The sequence below is a fragment of the Pseudomonas graminis genome (genome assembly GCF_004364335.1).
Classification (GTDB): domain Bacteria; phylum Pseudomonadota; class Gammaproteobacteria; order Pseudomonadales; family Pseudomonadaceae; genus Aquipseudomonas; species Aquipseudomonas graminis_D.
Genome location: NZ_SOCR01000004.1, coordinates 171,157 through 187,870, shown reverse-complemented (window position 1 = coordinate 187,870; position 16,714 = coordinate 171,157). Strand labels below are relative to the sequence as shown.

Sequence of the window (16,714 nt, the reverse complement as noted above, 5' to 3'; positions counted from 1 at the left end):
GACAGATCGATCTTCGAGGAGCACGCGTAGACCGCATACCGAAAAGCTGCGGGGTCTGGTCGAGCAAGTCTGTTCTCGGCGCTCACTGTGCGATCCCCTTCAGCAAGGTCTGGAGCTGCTTAAGCTTGCCCAGCGCCTCGGCGTTGGTATCGCGCTCAACTTCAACCGACAGGGCAACCTCCTCGATGCGTGACGCCAGTCCTTTCAGGCGCGCGCTGATATCGTCTGCCAGACTGACGACTTCTGCGGAGAGCCCCACCAGCGCATCCAGCGCCTGGACATCTGCCTTCTTGAGTGGAACGTGGGTCTGGTTGGCAGGCATCGGCATGGGTTTTTCAATCCTCAATTTTGTGGTTACGGCGTCGCGCTGAAACTTGCTGCCGACTGGCTCGCGGATAATCCCGGCGTCCTTTAACTCCCCAAGCGCGCGGCGGACCGCGTGCACGGCAACAGAAGTGGCGTTCGCTGCCAGCGCGGCGCAATGAATGTCGTGGGCGCTCCACGGTTGCTGGATGGGCACGTGCTCGAAGATCTTTCGGGCGGTGGAGGACTGGCCGGCAAGGAGCTGTTGGATTCCGGAATCGGTAAAGGCCATCAGAAACGCTCCTGGCTGGCGGCAATTTTGAGGTCCTCCAGTGCGGCCCGGGCATGGCGCTTGCGGAGATAACTATCTACTCGGCGACGCTGCGCTTGCTTCAGGCGATCGCGCTCTTTCACCCGTTTGCTCTCTTTGAGAATCTGACGTACTTCGTCGAGCTTGGCCCGAACATGTGGGGCAACATGAGTCGGCTGATTGCCGGTGAGCAAACCTGCAATGGCTTGGCCTTCCTCAGTGATGGGCGAAATGCGCAAGTCAGCAAGGTATTTGCTGCCAGTCTCGTGGGTGATGAGTTGGGAGCGTACGGCGGACTCAATGGCGACCAGGCGACGGGCCGAGTCGTAGCCCAGCGACACTTCCCATTTCGCTGGGCGATCTTCGGCGCGGGCAAATGCGACGAGGCGCTCATACGCGCTCATGAAAGCCATGCGTGCGCCCACCTTGTCGCCAGCTTGCAGAATCGGTGTTGAAGCAGACATGGCTTGGCGGATTTCAGCGGTAAGTACGACGGTCTCGTACTCGTCACTTGCCGAAAGGGCAATCGACCAGGCCTCATCTTTGCCCGGGCGGCCGTCAGCGGCGTGTATGTTCTTCAACACCATGCCGAGACAAAGCTTCCCACTCGGCTCGCGTCGGCAGGCCCGAAGCCCGGCGATAATCACCGCAGCCTCATAACCGGCCAGATCCTCGGCAATGACTTGGGCACCGGCGGCGCTGATCGTCTGGCCCATCGCCTCAGCAGTGGCGCAGATTGCCCCTGACAGTTCGGCGATTTCGTCATAGGAAAGCATTACGGCGACCTCCTTGGCGGATATTCTCGGCAGCCTGTTGCGCGGCGTTGATGTTCGCTTGGGTCTGCTCGATCTGGCGCGCCGTGGTCGCATTCATCTGGCGATTGGTCGTCCACTGCGTGTGGTAGGACTCGGCCTTGGCCAGTAGGTCGCCGATGCTGTGCATGTTCCCCACGACGCGGGCATCGTTGATGGTCAGGAAGAACGCAGAGACGTGGTGAGCAACATCGATGCCCAGACGGTCGACCAGCAGCGACACCTGCTTGGCAACTTTGGCGTTCCATACCGGCCATGCGTTATGGCGCTTGCGGTAGGCCATGGCGTAATTCGCCCAAGCCTTGAAAGTTTTGCACGCCTGATCTTTCGGGCCTGGCATGTCATCGGGAATTACGCAGCGAGGTGCCTCGTTGGAAATCAGAGCCAAAGTGGCGGCTTGCGACGGCGCAGCCGGGGCGAGTTGCAAACCCTGACTGGTACCCTGATTGGTATCCTGATTATTGGTATCCTGATTTGTCGGAGATTTTTCCGACCCTTGTTCGGATTTTTTTCCGACCTTGCTCGGAGATTTGTCCGAGGTAGCTCGGATATTTTTCCGACCCTTTGCTCGCTCTTGGGTCGGATATTTTTCCGACCCATCAAGCTTCCTGTTCCACTCGGTGCCTTTTTCGGTCAGGCGGAACAACGTGATGTTGGAAGTGCTGGAGAGCTCAATGAGTCCTGCCTCGTCCAGAGCCTTCAGCATCCTGTAAGCGGTGTCTGGTTTGTCGGTGAGCAACGGCAGCTCTTCGACGATTTTGGCCTTGCTGAGGGCAAAGAAAATACCGGCATCAGTCTTCACCGGCTTGGCCCAGCTCGGGCAGCCATAGACGAATGCAAACAGAAGGGCTTGCTGGGAGTTAAGCCCCCATTCCAAAGCCTTCACCTGGTTTACGGTCACTGTGAACTGCATGTCAGAACTTCTCGCTCTGGAAGATTTCAGCCAGACGAGTCAGGCCTTTGGGGGTTACCAATGGCTGGAAGGCAGCACGCTCGATCCCAGTCTCAGAATCGGGCTTGAGGGCTGTCACTTTGTGCTTGAGGAACCCAGACCGGATTCGGGGCTGCATCGCAATCCAACGCGTGGAACCACCGCGTCGGTAGATCCAGCGGTTCGCCTGGAGCCAGTCGAAAAGCTTGGAGGGCGTGAGCCCGAGTTGCTTCGCGGCGTCAGTAATGCAGATCGCGCCCTCTGCGGCTGCAAGACGATGAATAGCCGCGACTTTCGGCGCCTGAAGCTGAATCACGCCCAAGAGACGGCTGTTCTCACGAGCTTGATCCGCCGCCAGCTGCAAGGCCTCTGCATAATCCGCCGGTATCCGATGGACGCCAGCCGCTTGGTATTCCAGCTCCTGCCAGCGGTCAACCAGCCGAGCGGTGAATTCAGGGCTGAGCTGGGCGACAACGACGAAACTGTCGCGCTTGCACAGGTGGTATACGGACTCGGTGCGAGGACGGCCCAGCGAGTCTTTGATGTGTTCGTCCCCCAGTGGGGGTTGGACGATGGTGCCGCGCTGAACAAGCCGTTCGATGGATTGCTTGACCTTGTCGTGGCGTGAATTGAGCAGGTCCGATATCTCCCGCGACGACATGGAATGACGCGTCATGTTCTGCCGAATTGGGAAAACTGACGAATCAGCGGGCCTATTGCTCTGGGTGTTCGTGGTGTGCATAATCGACCTCGCTAACGCTGTACAAAGAGCCGACCTCGACCGTCGGCTTTTTTGTGCCCGAAATTCAGGCGGTGTAGGTGTCCGGCGCATCCGTGGTAGCTTTTGGCTTCTACACGAAAAGGCCTCGGAGGCCGGACATATGAAACGGATTGAACTGAATTACGTTGCTGCTTGGGCCAAGGCTGTAGACGACAATGACGCTACGGCACGAAAGACCGTTTCCTATAGCGAGTCGAGCGACTCCAGACTGATGCGCATCGCATTCGGCTCGTACAAGCTGGAATGCTTTCTTGAGCGGATTTGCGTTAAGTACTCGACTCCCTGGCTGAATCTCAGCAGCCTGGAGGCAGGTCGCCTGTATCTGCTTAACAAGCATCACTGGACCCTTGAGGTGCTGAAGATGGTTGAGAAGAACGATCTGATCGCGCTTCTGCACGAAGAGCTGGCAGAGCTTTCTCTGACGCGTGAAGAGTTTCAGCCGGTGCATGACTGGGGCATGCATCAGAGCTGCTATCCCGAGCTGCTCGCATCGGCGAACCTTCCGAAGTAACCGGTAGGATTCGCCCTGGAACGTCCTCGAGAAAAGATTGCGAAACCCGATCTTCTTCGACTGGAGATTTGCCAAGGAACGACCAGTTGAGAAGGGTTGCGCAGTAGAAGGCGCGCCGGATCTTTTCATCGCATCTGAGCAAGGCTGATCGCTCGTAACTGATCAGCCTGCGCTTGATGTTCACTCGCTGAGCCATCTCAAGCCGCCTTCACAGAGGCTTCCATCACATCAAGGCTCTGCCGGACGTGATTGATCTCGACCTTGATCTGCGACTTCTCGAATTGACTGACGTGGTTGTCCTCAAGCGCCTGGTGCACGGCGATCGTCAGATCAGCCACCTCTTTGCCCACGCTGATCATCGAAGATGTGAGTGCTTGTGGGTTCGGCGCCGTCTTCGCAATGAGCTCGAAGCCGAAAGATTCAGCGAGCGCCATCAAGGGGCGCATGTCCTGGCTGTGCAGAAGAATCCCGAACAGATGCTCAATGGTCAGATGATGGGCAGCGTTGTCCGGGTTGGAGCGCTGCAGCAGGCTCACATGCGCAAGGCACATCTTCCCCGCCAGCTCCTCGGCACCGCTTTCCTTCACGGTCGTGTGGCAGGCCCGCAAGAAATCTTCCATTCGTAAACCCTCTAATTTGTTTCAGTGGCTGCGTGCCAGCACGCGTTGCAAAATATTTCAGTCCAGCGCGATCAGGCGGCGCTGCAATAAAGGTCTGGTCGAAGATCTTGACGAGAAACGCCGGTAGCCTTCTCGATCATCACTGCCCGTTCTGCAGGTACGCCCCTAACCTTCCAGTGGGAGACAGTCATCGGCGTTACGCCAAGGGTTTTGGCCAAGGCTTTCGCCGAGCCAGCGGCGAGGATTGCGCGCTCAAGAGCTGTGGGTTTCATAAACAATTCCGCCGCTGGCGAATAAACATTCGTCAACGATACGTTTATTTAATAAACAACGCAAGACGAGTAAACTTTGTGTTTATGACTACTGAGCATTCAGGGGATCGCTTACGGCTGATTGCCGCAAAGCGGGACATCTCTTTCAAAAAAATGGCTGAGGAATTGGGCGTTACGCCTCAGGTTTTGAACAACTGGTTCAAGCGTGGCGTACCTGCGCGCGAGATTCAGAAGGCCCTTGATACTTACCATCTCCGACGAGATTGGTTAGTTGGTGGGGATGGCCTGCCTGATGTAGACCCATATCCTTGGGGGGACGACCCTGGATTCGAAGCGCACCAAAGAAAACTGGAAGTACGAGAGGGGCTTTCTAACGCCTCCTTCGCTGGACCTATCGACGTGTGGGATGACGATACACCGCTCGATGCAGATGAGGTTTACGTGCCGTTTCTCAAGGAAGTAGAACTATCTGCAGGTAGCGGTCGCACAGTTGTCGAGCAGTCGCACAGGCAGAAGCTCAGGTTTGGCAAGCTGACACTGCGGCGCCAGAACGTTCAGCCGAGCGAGGCAGTTTGCGTAACGGTAAGCGGCAACAGCATGGAACCGGTTCTTCCCCATGGCAGTACTGTCGGCGTTGATCAGGGCTGCACGGCCGTCACCGACGGCAAGATGTATGCGATAAATCATGGAGGCCAGCTTCGCGTGAAAACTCTCTATCGCTTACCCGGTGGTGGTGTTCGTATGCGCAGCTATAATCGCGAGGAACATCCTGATGAGGAATACGGCCCACAGGAAATGATCGATAAAGAGATCATTATTCTGGGGAAAGTTTTTTGGTCATCAGTACTCTGGTAAGGAGCAGACCTTGATACACGGAAGAATACTGACGGCAATGGTTCTGGCCTTTGCCCCCATGACGGCATGGTGCGCCACCGGGAACGACCTTCGTGCCTGGGGGGAAGGGTACGAAAAAAATACTGGGACCTTTGCGAACGGCCTATATATGGGCTTCGTTGTTGGTGTTGCCGAATCATTTTCCGGCTTAGGTTTCTGTCCGCCGTCGAATGTCACCAATGGACAGAATGCAGCGATCGTTTGGAAGTGGCTCTCGGACCACCCTAAAGACTGGGCCGGACCGGCAAGCGGCTTGATCCTCGCGGCTCTATCTGACGCTTTCCCCTGCCAGAAAAAGTAAAGAACACTTTAAATCGACCCGCCATGAGCGGGTTTTTTTTCGTCCAACGAAAGTTTCGTAGCAAATCCAATAAACAAGATAAACATTTTGTGTTGACTCGTTTATAAACGTGTTGTTTACTAATCCCATCGCCAGCGACAACACGGCGAAGGGGCGGCGCCCCGCCGCTCTTTAAAAACCAGCCGCAACAAATCAACAGACAGCATTGCCTCTACCGGCGACCGGCGATCAGACAGGCGAACGAGGAAAGCCTGCCAACGACAGGGAGAACCCTGGACGGCTGATCGATGACGAAACGTCAGAACCGCGTGAACGACCCGGGCAAGCAATGCAAACCGCCAATCCCAGCGGCAGAAGGGAGAGACACCGAATTGAATTAGCGCTCCGAGCTTCGGCTGTGAGGAGTGCCGGACCTCATGTGATGTGCCAAAAACCAACCGGGCACAGGGCTGCACGTCGCATGTTGTAAGTACCCGATGACCACGCCAGCAACGCTGATCGAGCTGACGTGAACAGGGAAGCCCGCCGCCAACCCACGATGCCGAAACCTGCAATCAGTGAGCGGGGATTAGGAACCAGATGTAACCACACCGCTGACGCTTTACCCCGGCCTGTCGCCAGTAGCGAGGCCGGGATTTCACCGATTGGCCTTGGCAACAGGGCCAGACGGGAAATCACCCAAACCCGAGGTATCGATATGTTCGGCAAACTGTTTGGCAAGAAAGGTCGTGAAGCGCGCGCCGCAATGGGCGTTATCCAGAACCGCGACCTGATGCAGGCGATTGTGTACGGCGCCTTCTACGTCGCCGCCGCTGATGGCGAGGTCAGCGAAGACGAGCTGAAGAAAGCTGAGAAGCTCATCGCCAACACCCCGCAGCTCAAAGGCTTCGGACCGGAGCTTTCCAACACCATGGACCGCGCCGAGAAAGACTTCCACGACGGCGGCCATCGCATCCTGCGCATGAACGCCGAGAAGGAGCTGAAGGATCTGGCTCACTCGCCAGAAGAAGCTCAGGTCGTCATTAACGTCATGCTCACCATCGCGGAAGCGTCCGGTGACATCGACGACAAGGAAATGGCAGTGCTGGAAAAAGCCGCCAAGCTGATGGGCCTTTCGCTGAAAGACTATCTGTAATGCCCCTGCTCAGCGAGATGGTGAAGCGCCTTCGTGCGTTTCTCATCGTGGCCTTGCTGATCGGCGTGGTGTTGATCGACTCCGTATCCCGGGTGATCAGCATCTGCGCCGACGGTTTTCTAGCTGCGCTGGTCCTGCTGCTGGTCTGGCCGCTGATTCGGGGCAAGAAGTGAAGCCAGCCACCATCAGCTACACCATCACGGCCGACGACAGCGGCGCCGAATTCGACGGCGAGCTCTACGAGGGCCTGCTACATGCAGTGCGCCACTTGAGCAGCGAGGAACGGCTGAGGTTCATCGAAAACCTGCGGGCGGCTCACACCGAAATCGAAGGTACCAATCGATAGACAACCATCGCCAGCGTCAGCCTGACGAAAACTGCCCGATGCCCTGGTATTCCCCAGCACCAGGCCGCCTCGGAGAGTGACCGAAGCGTGCCCGAGCGGGCTGCAGCGCTAGGATCGCAAAGCCCCGTGAATGTCCTGGGCCGGTACGATCTAGACGGCCAATACCAAAAACGCGGCGGGAAACAAGCAGGCGTAGCGACCTGGTGTTTCGATCACTCTCCGATGCAGACGAAACTGCGGCCTATAACCGCCCACCTGCGTCAATCGCCCAACCGAGGGAGCTCTTAAGTTGGGAGGAAATGGTGACGGCCGTGGAACTCGGCGCCAGATGACGTAACTGGCCCGATCACCTTGCTGGAGCTTTTTATCTGCGAACGCGAGGCTGCATCGGAGTGTGATCTTCCTGCACCTCAAGACATATGCCTTCTGCGGCGAGGCAGGTGATTTAGCAGGGTTTACCGGTAATCCGGACAGGCTACCCCGGACGGAAGATCGCACCCCGATGCAGATGAATGCCCGGGCTGACGGGCAAGCCGAGGCTCGCTGATGAGCTACTGAGTCCTAGATGAGTTAGGCCATTAACCCGGAGATCAGCACCGGGCATCTGCCCCCCATTAGACAGGTAGCCACTGCCTTCCCAGTGAGCGAACAACGGAGATGACCGCCATGAAATAACAAATAGATACCGGCCTACCGCGTCAGGCGGCGCCGGCAAGCAACGTTCACGTAGGGAGGCCTTGTGAACCAGCAACATGAAAGCCCCACGTTGATGGGGCTTTTTTTCACCCAGCGTTTACCCGCCAGCACTCTCCCCTGCGCCCAATCGGCCTTCGTCAGGCGGCCAGAGTGCTGACGAATACACGCACAACCACATGAGGAATCGCCATGCATCAGGCATTTCAAGACCGTATCGTCGAGCTGGGGGCCTTGCTCCAACGCTCAAGCGCCGCCCGCGGCGAGTTCAGCAAACGCACGGACCGGGCAATGCCCGGTAGCAGGGTCCGCTTTCAGGTACTGAGCAAAGCGCGCAACTCGTACAGCGTCGTTGAGCTCGCAACCGGCGCACTGCGCGGCGGGTTCAACAACTGGAAGGAGGCTGTGAACTTCGCGCAGCACCTTGAGGCACAGCCTGTTCTGAGGTTGCTGCAATGATCGGCGAAAGCGTACCGGACCAGCACAAGCAGGCGATCGCGCAGCTGTCCGCACAGATCGATCAATTCCTCGCCACTGGCCACCGGATCCAGCACATCGACCAGGGCGTCAGCGCCAACGCGCCGCTGCTGGGCACCACGAATCATCTGGAAACGCTCAAGGCCAAGCGCGCTAAGCGTGCGCCGCGGATTCGGGCGCTTGCCGAGGCCGGTCTTAACGCCCGCCAGATCGGCATGAAGATCGGCGTCGATACCCGCACCGTCGCACTCACTGCCCGAGAGCACGGCATCGCATTCACCGCGGCCACCTGATGCGGCGTCTATTCAAGTGCGCCAATCAGCGCCGGCGCCAGACCTGGCTCAACCTGCCAGCGCATCAGATCGGAGATCCACCAGATGGAAAAGACAGCAGCGGCCAAGCACTCGGCGGACTACCGTCGGCGCCAAAAAGAGGAGAAGGAAAAGCTCGGGATCGAAACTCTGGAGGTCGATGTTCCACTGGGCACTCGGTCGGGCATGACGCTTGCGATGAAGGATCACGGCTACAAGCAGATTCAAGAGCTGTGGCAGGATCTGGCGCTGTCATTTCTTGCAGCACCTCGCGAAGAGCAGGCGCGGCGGTTACGCAAACCTAGCGCGTCAGATTTTGTAGTTACCCCAAGCCTCGCGCGTAAGTTGAAAGCGGCCGGCATGGCCCAGGTGGACCCCGATGCAGACGAACAATGAACTAACCCCAGTGCAGGCAGACACCTTGGCGTTCATCGCCGGGTATATCGCCCAGCACGGCTACTCGCCGACCTTCGCAGAAATAGCTAGGGCTCAGAAGGTTAACGTGAATGCTATCGGCGGTCGCATCGCTCAGCTAGTCAAAAAAGGCGCCGTGACCAAAGCTGACGGCATCGCTCGCAGCATACGTCCCGTCACGCAGGCATAACGCTCAGCACTAGATGTTACGCAAACAGAACATCTGTCCGGGCTGCGCCACGAAGTAAAGGTACCGTCAGTCGTGGCGCGGAGGCTCGACATTGCCTATCAGCGAGTCAGCGAGAAGAGTTGAGGACAGGCCGGGATGATTAAGTTTTCTACTCCAGCGACCTCATCATGTCCTTCACCAAAGCTATCGCGCGGTCGCGGCTTGCTTCGAATGAAGAATCCCGGGTGTTGTCGTCGTGCTTCGAGCCCCTACCATCCGTTGTCTCTACAAAGATACGGAAGCCTCTCGGCGCTGGGTCAGTGGATAACCCCCACTTAAATTCGATGCGACCTACTTCATCGTTCGGCCCGGTCCAAGTGATGTTGCGAGGTCTATCAACCGGAATATCCATTCTTCGCTCCTCGAGCCGGCCCTATGCCGGTCACCACCTATAGCCCACCACCAACCTATTCGCCACCGAACTTTCGGAGGGTGGCACACAGATGGAGATCACCATGAGCGACAAATACGAAGCTCAACGCCGAGCAGCGATCGCGAAGCGCAAGAAAACTGAGCAGGACTATCGGGCCCGCGCCGCAGAAAACATGGTCGATCACGAATACACCTGCATCGTGGATCAAAAAGACGCAGTGATCTGGCGCTGCAAAGCTGAAAAAAACACCTTCTACGCCTTCGACATCCTTATGACGCGCTTCGGTATCGCCGTAGTCGGTGACATCGACAACCTGACCTTCAGCGTGGGCCTGGGCTACGGCATTGAGTTTTTGGCTGGTGACGACGTGACCTACTACCTGCACGCGAAACTGAGTGAGGTGTGCAAGAAGCGCAGTTTCAGCGAGCGCCTATTCCGCGAAGTGTTGATGCGCAACATCGCCCAGGCCCTGCGTGAAGAGTGCGAGGAAGAGATGTTCGAATCGCTTCCTGAGTGGCTACAGGATCCTGATCAAGTTGACGCGGTCCAGTGGCCTGAATTTCGACAGCTTGTCCTGGCGAAGCGGCGGGACATGAGCCACACCGATGACCGCTGGATGCACTGGGATGATGCCCTCGATGCAGCGCATGACGTCGCCTTTACTGAAGAAGCCATGATGTTCATGCGCGATAACAACGAGCCGCTTTGCCTGGGTGATGAGTGGTACGAAAACCGCGTAGATGAGCCATCACAAGGACTGGTGCAGTGCCTGTACATGATCAACCATGCCGCCAAGGCGATCACGGCGCAGAAGGCCCAGGCCGCAGCAGCCTAATCAATCAGACCAACAGCGCGTCAACCGCAAGCTCGATCTCCTTGATGGCAGTCGGCACATGCTGCGAATCATAAGACTTGTACTGCAGCAGCTCATCAGCTACCGCCTCTGTAAGATCATCTAAGTTCAACCCCCTCTTCTGCGCAACGCTTAGCACTGCCTTGAGCGCAAGATACAAACCCTTCTCTCTATCTTCGTACATGCCGTATCCCTTTCTAAGGAGCGGTAAGCGTAGCCCATTCCCCGAAGGACCCCCATGACTATCTCCGCTCCGGTGATCCGCTACCACGGCGCCAAGTTCAGGCTGGCGCCGTGGGTGCTACAGCACTTTCCGCCCCACACCTGCTATGTCGAATCGTTCGGCGGCGCCGCCGGCGTGCTCATGCAGAAGCCGCGATCGTATGCGGAGGTCTACAACGACCTCGATGGCGACATCGTGAACTTGTTCCGCACGCTGCAGGACACAACCACGCGGGCAGCGCTGACCGAGCGCCTGCTGCTGACGCCTTACTCGCGGGCGGAGTTCGAGCTTTCTTGGGAGTCGACTGATGATCCTGTTGAGCGCGCCAGGCGCACGATCATGCGGGCACAGATGGGGTTCGGCTCTGCAGGAGCGACGAAGGGAGTCACAGGATTTCGCATCGACACGAAGCGTCAGTACGGCACGGCCCAGTCACTATGGGCCGAATATCCCGACTCGATCGCGGAAGTGGGTCGGCGGCTGGCGGGCGTGTTGATTGAGAACCGGCCGGCGATCGAGGTCATCACCGCACATGATGCACCGACCACGCTTCATTACGTTGATCCGCCCTACGTGCATGACACCAGGTACAGGGGCGCATCGAATGGGCGTTATTACAGGCACGAGATGGACGACGCCGAACACCGAAAGCTGCTTAGCGTTTTGCTCGAGCTAGAAGGAATGGTCGTCCTTTCCGGGTACCCGAGCGAGCTTTACAGCGAGCTGCTTCCGGACTGGAGCTGTTACAGCACGTCGGCACGCATCTGTGCAGCGCGCGGCACTGCGAACCGCACCGAATGCATCTGGCTGAACCCCGCCTGTGTCGATCGAGTAAGTCAGATCGGCCTGGACCTGGGCGAACGCGCCTAAATCCCCTTTCCCAACTTTGAATCACGCCACCTGGCGAGGATCCCCTATGTCCGCAAGTAAGAAGAAACACCCCTTCGACTTCAAAACTCAGTACGGCCTTGGCTTCGACCCGCAAGACGATGAGATCGTCGTGGACTTCTTCTGCGGCGGTGGCGGCGCCGGTACCGGGCTGGAAATGGGCCTCGGTCGCAAGGTCAGCGTGGCGAAGAACCACAGCGCCAAAGCGATCAGCATGCACACCATCAACCACCCGGGCGCCAAGCACTTCACCACCGATGTGTTCGACGGTGATCCGGATACCGAGTGTGGCGGCAAGGCAGTGGGCTGGTTCCATATGTCGCCGGACTGCACCCACCACAGCCAGGCTGCCGGCGGACAGCCGCGCAAGCGCGAGATCCGCAACCTGTCATGGATAGGCCTGAAGTGGGCAGGCAAGAAGAAGCCTCGAGTCATCAGCCTGGAAAACGTGAAGCAGATCCTGCAATGGGGCCGGCTGATTGCGAAGCGCGACAAGGCGACCGGGCGTGTCATCAAGCTGGGCGGCGCGATCGCCGCACCTGGTGAGGTCGTGCCGGTAGACCAGCAGTTCCTGATTCCAGATCCGAAGCAGCGCGGGCGCACGTGGCGCCGGTTCGTGGCCCTGCTTGAAGGCATGGGCTACGTCGTGGAATGGAAGGTGATCAAGGCCTGCGACTTCGGCGCGCCAACCAGCCGCGAACGGTTGTTCATGCTTGCCCGCTGCGATGGGCAGCCGATTGTCTGGCCAGAACCGACCCACGCTAAGAAGCCGGCCAAGGGCCAAAAGCCCTGGCGCACCGCGGCGGAGTGCATCGATTTCTCCGACCTGGGAAAAAGCATTTTCGGCCGCAAGAAAGACTTGGCCCCCGCCACGCTGCGGCGCGTAGCGAAAGGCATGAAGAAATTTGTCATCGACAACGCGACACCCTTCATCGTGCCGATTGCCAACTGGTCAGGCGAAACGGTGCAGTCAGCCAATCAGCCGCTGCGCACTGTCACCTCCTATCCTAGAGGCGGGGCCTTCTCAGTTGTCAGCCCGGTGATTGCGCCAGCCACGCATCAGGGCAGTGACCGCATAAACGATCCACTTGAGCCGCTCCCGACGGTAACGTGCGCCAACCGCGGCGAGCTGACATTGATCAGCCCTACGCTCGTTCAGACCGGTTACGGCGAACGGGACGGTCAAGAGCCGCGGGTACCGGGATTGGATCAACCCCTTGGCACCGTGGTCGCAGGCGGCGTTAAGCACGCATTGACCAGCGCTGTTCTGGTAGGTGCTGGGGGTCCGGAGTATGCCGGCAAACCAGCGGCGGCGGACCATCCAGTCGGAACACTCATGACGCAGAGCCATCGCGCGATCGCCGCGGCGCACCTGGTGAAGTTCCGGTTTGACGATGAAGGCAAACCGCTGGACGAACCGCTGCCGACGATCACAAGCGGCGGTAATTACCAGCGCCCGGCAGGAGCGGCGCACGCCATGGGCATCGCCACGGCCTTCATGGCCCAGATGAACGGAGGCTTCAACACCACCCACGCCAAAGGCGCCGACGAGCCGATGACCACGGTGACGAACACCGGCAGTCAGCAGCAGCTGGTGACAGCAACTCTGGTCACCAACACGACCGGCCACGCCCCTTCCGATATCGAGGGACCGGTTCCGACGCTTACGACTGGGCAGCATCACATGCTCGCCACGGCGCATCTTCTGCACCTGCGGGGCAACTGCGACGCCCGCGATTCCGCCGACCCGCTCCACACGGTCAGCGCCGGCGGAACACACCACGGGTTGGTCACCGCTTTCATGGAGCGCCAATTTGGCGCCAGCGTCGGCCAGCACCTGGATGAGCCAGCGCCGACCATTACCGCGGGCGGTGGAGGCAAGAGCTCGTTGGTCAGCTTCGAGCTTTCGCCCGAGCACGAGGAAGGCGCGCTGCGCGTTGCCGCGTTCCTGATCAGCTACTACGGCACCGAGAACACGAGCGGCTGCGACCAGCCCGCGCCGACGATCACCACAAAGGATCGTCTCGGCCTGGTCACCGTGATGGTTAAGGGCACGCCGTACGTGATCGTCGACATCCGGCTGCGGATGTTGCAACCGACCGAGCTGTACCGGGCGCAGGGCTTCCCGACGGACTACATCATCACGCACGGCGCCGACGGCAAGCCGTTCACGAAGACCGAGCAGGTCCACATGTGCGGTAACAGCGTCAGCCCTCCGCCGATGGCCGCGCTGGCCCGGGCCAACGATCCATGGCGCGCGGCGCAACGGCAAGCTCAGGCGGCCTGACCTCCGCCCCCTCTTCTTCCCAATCATGAATCACGCCACTGGCGAGGATCAGCCATGCCATCAGACAAACCTCGCATCGTATGCCAGTTCAGCTGCGGCGCCGCTTCTGCAGTGGCAACCAAGCTGGCGCTTGCCGAATACGGTAGCACTCACGACGTGCAGATCATCAACGCATTCCTCACCAACGAGCACGAAGACAGCCGGCGCTTTCTCGCAGACTGCGAAGCGTGGTTCGGCAGGTCGGTGACCGAGCTGCGCGACACCAAGTACGGCGCAGACATCATCGAGGTCTTCCGGCGCGAGCGGTATATGAAAAATCAATATGGCGCCCCCTGCACCAAGCTGCTCAAGCGCCGGCTGTTGGATACCTGGAAGCAACCAGGTGACGTCATGGTCTTTGGCTATACCGCCGAAGAGCAGGATCGGCTGGACACTTTCCGGGAGCGCAATCCTGATCGCCCGGTAATCGCGCCGCTGATTGAGCGCGGCTTGGGCAAGGAAGACTGCAAGGCGATGGTCGAACGAGCAGGCATCGAACTCCCCTTCATGTACCGACTTGGGTACGACAACGCCAACTGCATCGGTTGTGTGAAAGGCGGTGAGGGATACTTCCGGGCCATCCGCGAAGACTTCCCCGCACAGTTCGAATCGCTTTGCCAAGTTCAGGACCTGCTGGGCCCAGGCTCGTACCTTCACAGGAATCGCACCACCAACGAGCGTTTCTCGCTGAGAGACCTCGGCGATGGGCCGGTGCGACGAAACGAGAAGATCCCCGCCTGCTCCTTTTTCTGTGAAATCGCCGAAGCGGACATTATCGCCAGCGCGTAACACACCCCCACTTTCCAACCCATCACGCCAACGGCGAGGATCCCCCATGCCTGCACATCAGAAGAACCAGTCGTCCAGTACGAATGCAACGCCCCCGCCGATGGGGTACGTGAACCGCGAAGACGCCCGAAACCTGGAAGCCGGAACCGCCGACTGTATGCTGGTGATGCGCGAGCATACTGGACGGTTCGAGCGGCCCGTCTACTCCCGGCCAGAGCAAGCCAACGTTGGAGAAATCGGATTCGGCGCCGTGGTGCCAACCGCGTCTGAGCGTGCTGGGCGGATCTACGTTGCTGGGCCCATGAGCGGCATCGCGGACTTCAACTTCCCAGTTTTCAATGCAGCGGCGGCGATGCTGCGCTGCTTGGGCTGGACAGTCGAAAACCCCGCTGAGCATACCCTGGCTGAAAATTTGGAATGGGCTGATTACATGGCATACGACCTGACGCGTTTGGGGCTGTGTGGGGCAATCTACCTTCTCCCGGGTTGGAGCAAGTCCAGAGGCGCCACGATCGAGAAGAACCTTGCTGCGGAGCTGGGCATGGACATCCGCTTTGATCCGAACGCCGAGCAAGGCTCGGATAATGTGGAAATCGTCGGTTACGAGCACGTCACTTTCACAGGCCTTCAGGTGGTTACTGACAAAGATCATCCGCCTGTAATTCCGGGAAGCAAATGGAAGACCCCCGTCGAGCTGGTGGCTCACACCCACGTCACCCGCCTCCTGGCTGAGGTGTCAGCCCTGCAGCAGCGCCTGAACATGGCCGATCAGAAGATCAATGATCTTGAACATGCTCGCGGCCAGTGCCTAGAGGTCAACCCGACCTCGCTCCGAGCATTGCTTATTGCCGTGACTGGGGCACCGCACGAAATACGCGAGATTCAGGCTTGCCGCGGGATCCCCGACAATCCGATTGATCAACTGCTGCGCGAATACAACGACTGGGTATACGCGCCAGACCCACAAGCCGTGAAGCTCGACGCCAGCATGATCGACATCGTTTCGCCGCAGGAGGGGTTATGAGCAATCAAGCAAAGAGGTTGAGCGATTGTCCTGCGGAGCGCTTGGCGCAATGTCGCGGTGGGCTGGTGCCGCCTGTTGGCGGAGAGCTGGAAGTGCTGGCGTGGCGGGTCCTGGGCTACAACTTCAACACCGAGCAGTTTGCACTCGACCACGCAAGGTGGGCAGAAGACATCGAGCCGGTTAGATACTTGGTCGACCGCGCCCACGCCAGTCGCCTCCAGGCTGAGGTGTCAGCCCTACAGCAGCGCCTGAACATCGCTGATCAGCGGGTGTGTGATCTGACCGCGGAGCGTGGCGGGCTCAAAGACAAGGTTGATTTGCTGGAAGCTCAGGCGCAAAACGACAGCGAGGCGAATACGGCCATTCGTGCCGAGCGTGATTGCTACCAGTCCGAACTGACCAAGGCGCGGGACATGGTCCGCTGGTTCTACACCCATGCCAACGTCCATCAAGTCGGCACCGCGATGATGGATTCGGCAAGAGATTTCATAGCCAACCAGTCTGCGCCAGCCGCGAAGCTCGACGCCAGCATGATAGGCATCGTGCACACCCCTCCGATGGAGCACGACGAGCCATGAACAATAAAATCGAGCTGCTGCCGTGCCCCTTTTGTGGCAGCGAATCCAACAGCGTCAGCCACGCTTCCAGTTACGTCATGTGTCTCGGGTGTGATGCAGATGGGCCAATAGCAAAGCCCGGCCAGAATGCGGTTGAGCTGTGGAACAAACGCGTCGCCCCTTCTGAGAATGTACGTCCGGCAGTGACGGAGTCCCTCGACCGATGCAGCTGTCCGGTCTGCTGGCCTGATCATCCAGCCCATTCCTTCCGCGACTCTCGAAGCTGATCAAGTAACCCAGCCGCCCGGTCGGCCCAACCCATACCTATTGCCTGCTGCGTA

The 16,714-nt window shown here is 58.8% G+C and carries 24 protein-coding genes; 17 read left to right on the top strand and 7 right to left on the bottom strand.

The features are described 5' to 3' along the window. Nucleotides 1-82: 82 nt before the first annotated feature. Genes EC919_RS08305 through EC919_RS08290 form a run of 4 tightly spaced genes read right to left on the bottom strand, consistent with a single transcriptional unit; the run spans nucleotide 83 to nucleotide 3,098 of the window. Nucleotides 83-595 (bottom strand): hypothetical protein, encoded by a 513-nt coding sequence (locus EC919_RS08305; RefSeq protein ID WP_133772912.1) that lies wholly within the window; start codon nucleotides 593-595, stop codon nucleotides 83-85. Beyond that, nucleotides 595-1,329 (bottom strand): hypothetical protein, encoded by a 735-nt coding sequence (locus EC919_RS08300; protein ID WP_243842223.1) that lies wholly within the window; start codon nucleotides 1,327-1,329, stop codon nucleotides 595-597. Before EC919_RS08300 ends, EC919_RS08305 begins: the two co-directional genes overlap by 1 nt. A gap of 46 nt (nucleotides 1,330-1,375) precedes the next feature. Continuing rightward, a complete protein-coding gene (locus tag EC919_RS08295) occupies nucleotides 1,376-2,338 on the bottom strand; it encodes a phage replication protein (protein ID WP_133772908.1) in 963 nt (320 codons plus the stop codon). Between the two features lies 1 nt (nucleotide 2,339). Beyond that, nucleotides 2,340-3,098 (bottom strand): phage antirepressor KilAC domain-containing protein, encoded by a 759-nt coding sequence (locus tag EC919_RS08290; RefSeq protein WP_432213800.1) that lies wholly within the window; start codon nucleotides 3,096-3,098, stop codon nucleotides 2,340-2,342. A gap of 139 nt (nucleotides 3,099-3,237) precedes the next feature. Between EC919_RS08290 and EC919_RS08285 the strand changes: the two genes are divergently transcribed. Further along, nucleotides 3,238-3,648 (top strand): hypothetical protein, encoded by a 411-nt coding sequence (locus tag EC919_RS08285; RefSeq protein WP_133772906.1) that lies wholly within the window; start codon nucleotides 3,238-3,240, stop codon nucleotides 3,646-3,648. A gap of 197 nt (nucleotides 3,649-3,845) precedes the next feature. On the opposite strand, the gene EC919_RS08280 is transcribed toward EC919_RS08285, so the two are convergent. Continuing rightward, nucleotides 3,846-4,268, bottom strand: coding sequence for a phage regulatory CII family protein (locus tag EC919_RS08280; RefSeq protein WP_133772904.1), 423 nt, complete (start codon nucleotides 4,266-4,268; stop codon nucleotides 3,846-3,848). A gap of 71 nt (nucleotides 4,269-4,339) precedes the next feature. Continuing rightward, the gene (locus EC919_RS08275) at nucleotides 4,340-4,540 is read right to left on the bottom strand and encodes a transcriptional regulator (RefSeq protein WP_133772902.1); all 201 of its coding nucleotides are present in this window, start codon (nucleotides 4,538-4,540) and stop codon (nucleotides 4,340-4,342) included. Nucleotides 4,541-4,624: 84 nt separating this feature from the next. Here EC919_RS08275 and EC919_RS27580 point away from each other — a divergent pair, with 84 nt between their 5' ends. From EC919_RS27580 to EC919_RS08240, 10 genes are all read left to right on the top strand, one after another. Then, a complete protein-coding gene (locus EC919_RS27580) occupies nucleotides 4,625-5,395 on the top strand; it encodes a LexA family transcriptional regulator (protein ID WP_133773455.1) in 771 nt (256 codons plus the stop codon). A gap of 37 nt (nucleotides 5,396-5,432) precedes the next feature. Then, nucleotides 5,433-5,735, top strand: a complete 303-nt coding sequence (locus EC919_RS27805; RefSeq protein WP_432213804.1) for a Rap1a/Tai family immunity protein — start codon at nucleotides 5,433-5,435, stop codon at nucleotides 5,733-5,735. A 697-nt stretch (nucleotides 5,736-6,432) separates the two neighbouring features. Continuing rightward, nucleotides 6,433-6,870, top strand: coding sequence for a tellurite resistance TerB family protein (locus tag EC919_RS08265; RefSeq protein ID WP_133772900.1), 438 nt, complete (start codon nucleotides 6,433-6,435; stop codon nucleotides 6,868-6,870). Beyond that, nucleotides 6,870-7,043, top strand: a complete 174-nt coding sequence (locus EC919_RS27105; protein WP_208294958.1) for a DUF3927 family protein — start codon at nucleotides 6,870-6,872, stop codon at nucleotides 7,041-7,043. The genes EC919_RS08265 and EC919_RS27105 overlap by 1 nt, the downstream gene beginning before the upstream one ends. Then, nucleotides 7,040-7,216 carry a hypothetical protein gene (locus EC919_RS27100; RefSeq protein WP_166650508.1) on the top strand — a complete coding sequence of 59 codons (177 nt, stop codon included), beginning with the start codon at nucleotides 7,040-7,042 and terminating at the stop codon, nucleotides 7,214-7,216. Before EC919_RS27105 ends, EC919_RS27100 begins: the two co-directional genes overlap by 4 nt. Before the next feature lie 885 nt (nucleotides 7,217-8,101). Continuing rightward, nucleotides 8,102-8,368 carry a hypothetical protein gene (locus EC919_RS08260; RefSeq protein WP_133772898.1) on the top strand — a complete coding sequence of 89 codons (267 nt, stop codon included), beginning with the start codon at nucleotides 8,102-8,104 and terminating at the stop codon, nucleotides 8,366-8,368. After that, nucleotides 8,365-8,679: a hypothetical protein gene (locus EC919_RS08255; protein WP_133772896.1), complete on the top strand. Its 315-nt coding sequence runs from the start codon at nucleotides 8,365-8,367 to the stop codon at nucleotides 8,677-8,679. The genes EC919_RS08260 and EC919_RS08255 overlap by 4 nt, the downstream gene beginning before the upstream one ends. A gap of 84 nt (nucleotides 8,680-8,763) precedes the next feature. Further along, nucleotides 8,764-9,093: a hypothetical protein gene (locus tag EC919_RS08250; RefSeq protein ID WP_133772893.1), complete on the top strand. Its 330-nt coding sequence runs from the start codon at nucleotides 8,764-8,766 to the stop codon at nucleotides 9,091-9,093. Next, nucleotides 9,077-9,301 (top strand): LexA family protein, encoded by a 225-nt coding sequence (locus EC919_RS08245; RefSeq protein ID WP_133772891.1) that lies wholly within the window; start codon nucleotides 9,077-9,079, stop codon nucleotides 9,299-9,301. The genes EC919_RS08250 and EC919_RS08245 overlap by 17 nt, the downstream gene beginning before the upstream one ends. 494 nt (nucleotides 9,302-9,795) lie before the next feature. Further along, nucleotides 9,796-10,548, top strand: coding sequence for a hypothetical protein (locus tag EC919_RS08240; protein WP_133772889.1), 753 nt, complete (start codon nucleotides 9,796-9,798; stop codon nucleotides 10,546-10,548). A 4-nt stretch (nucleotides 10,549-10,552) separates the two neighbouring features. Here EC919_RS08240 and EC919_RS08235 read toward each other — a convergent pair whose 3' ends face one another. Then, nucleotides 10,553-10,750, bottom strand: coding sequence for a hypothetical protein (locus tag EC919_RS08235; RefSeq protein ID WP_133772887.1), 198 nt, complete (start codon nucleotides 10,748-10,750; stop codon nucleotides 10,553-10,555). Nucleotides 10,751-10,804: 54 nt separating this feature from the next. Here EC919_RS08235 and EC919_RS08230 point away from each other — a divergent pair, with 54 nt between their 5' ends. Genes EC919_RS08230 through EC919_RS27800 form a run of 6 tightly spaced genes read left to right on the top strand, consistent with a single transcriptional unit; the run spans nucleotide 10,805 to nucleotide 16,660 of the window. Continuing rightward, nucleotides 10,805-11,659, top strand: coding sequence for a DNA adenine methylase (locus tag EC919_RS08230; RefSeq protein ID WP_133772884.1), 855 nt, complete (start codon nucleotides 10,805-10,807; stop codon nucleotides 11,657-11,659). 46 nt (nucleotides 11,660-11,705) lie between these two features. Beyond that, nucleotides 11,706-13,964 carry a DNA cytosine methyltransferase gene (locus EC919_RS08225; RefSeq protein ID WP_133772882.1) on the top strand — a complete coding sequence of 753 codons (2,259 nt, stop codon included), beginning with the start codon at nucleotides 11,706-11,708 and terminating at the stop codon, nucleotides 13,962-13,964. 54 nt (nucleotides 13,965-14,018) lie between these two features. Further along, nucleotides 14,019-14,792 (top strand): hypothetical protein, encoded by a 774-nt coding sequence (locus EC919_RS08220; protein ID WP_133772881.1) that lies wholly within the window; start codon nucleotides 14,019-14,021, stop codon nucleotides 14,790-14,792. Nucleotides 14,793-14,838: 46 nt separating this feature from the next. After that, nucleotides 14,839-15,816, top strand: a complete 978-nt coding sequence (locus EC919_RS08215) for a DUF4406 domain-containing protein (protein ID WP_243842222.1) — start codon at nucleotides 14,839-14,841, stop codon at nucleotides 15,814-15,816. Further along, entirely contained in the window at nucleotides 15,813-16,394 is a 582-nt protein-coding gene (locus EC919_RS08210) for a hypothetical protein (protein ID WP_133772879.1), read from the top strand. The genes EC919_RS08215 and EC919_RS08210 overlap by 4 nt, the downstream gene beginning before the upstream one ends. Beyond that, the gene (locus tag EC919_RS27800) at nucleotides 16,391-16,660 is read left to right on the top strand and encodes a Lar family restriction alleviation protein (protein WP_133772877.1); all 270 of its coding nucleotides are present in this window, start codon (nucleotides 16,391-16,393) and stop codon (nucleotides 16,658-16,660) included. The genes EC919_RS08210 and EC919_RS27800 overlap by 4 nt, the downstream gene beginning before the upstream one ends. Nucleotides 16,661-16,714: the final 54 nt, after the last annotated feature.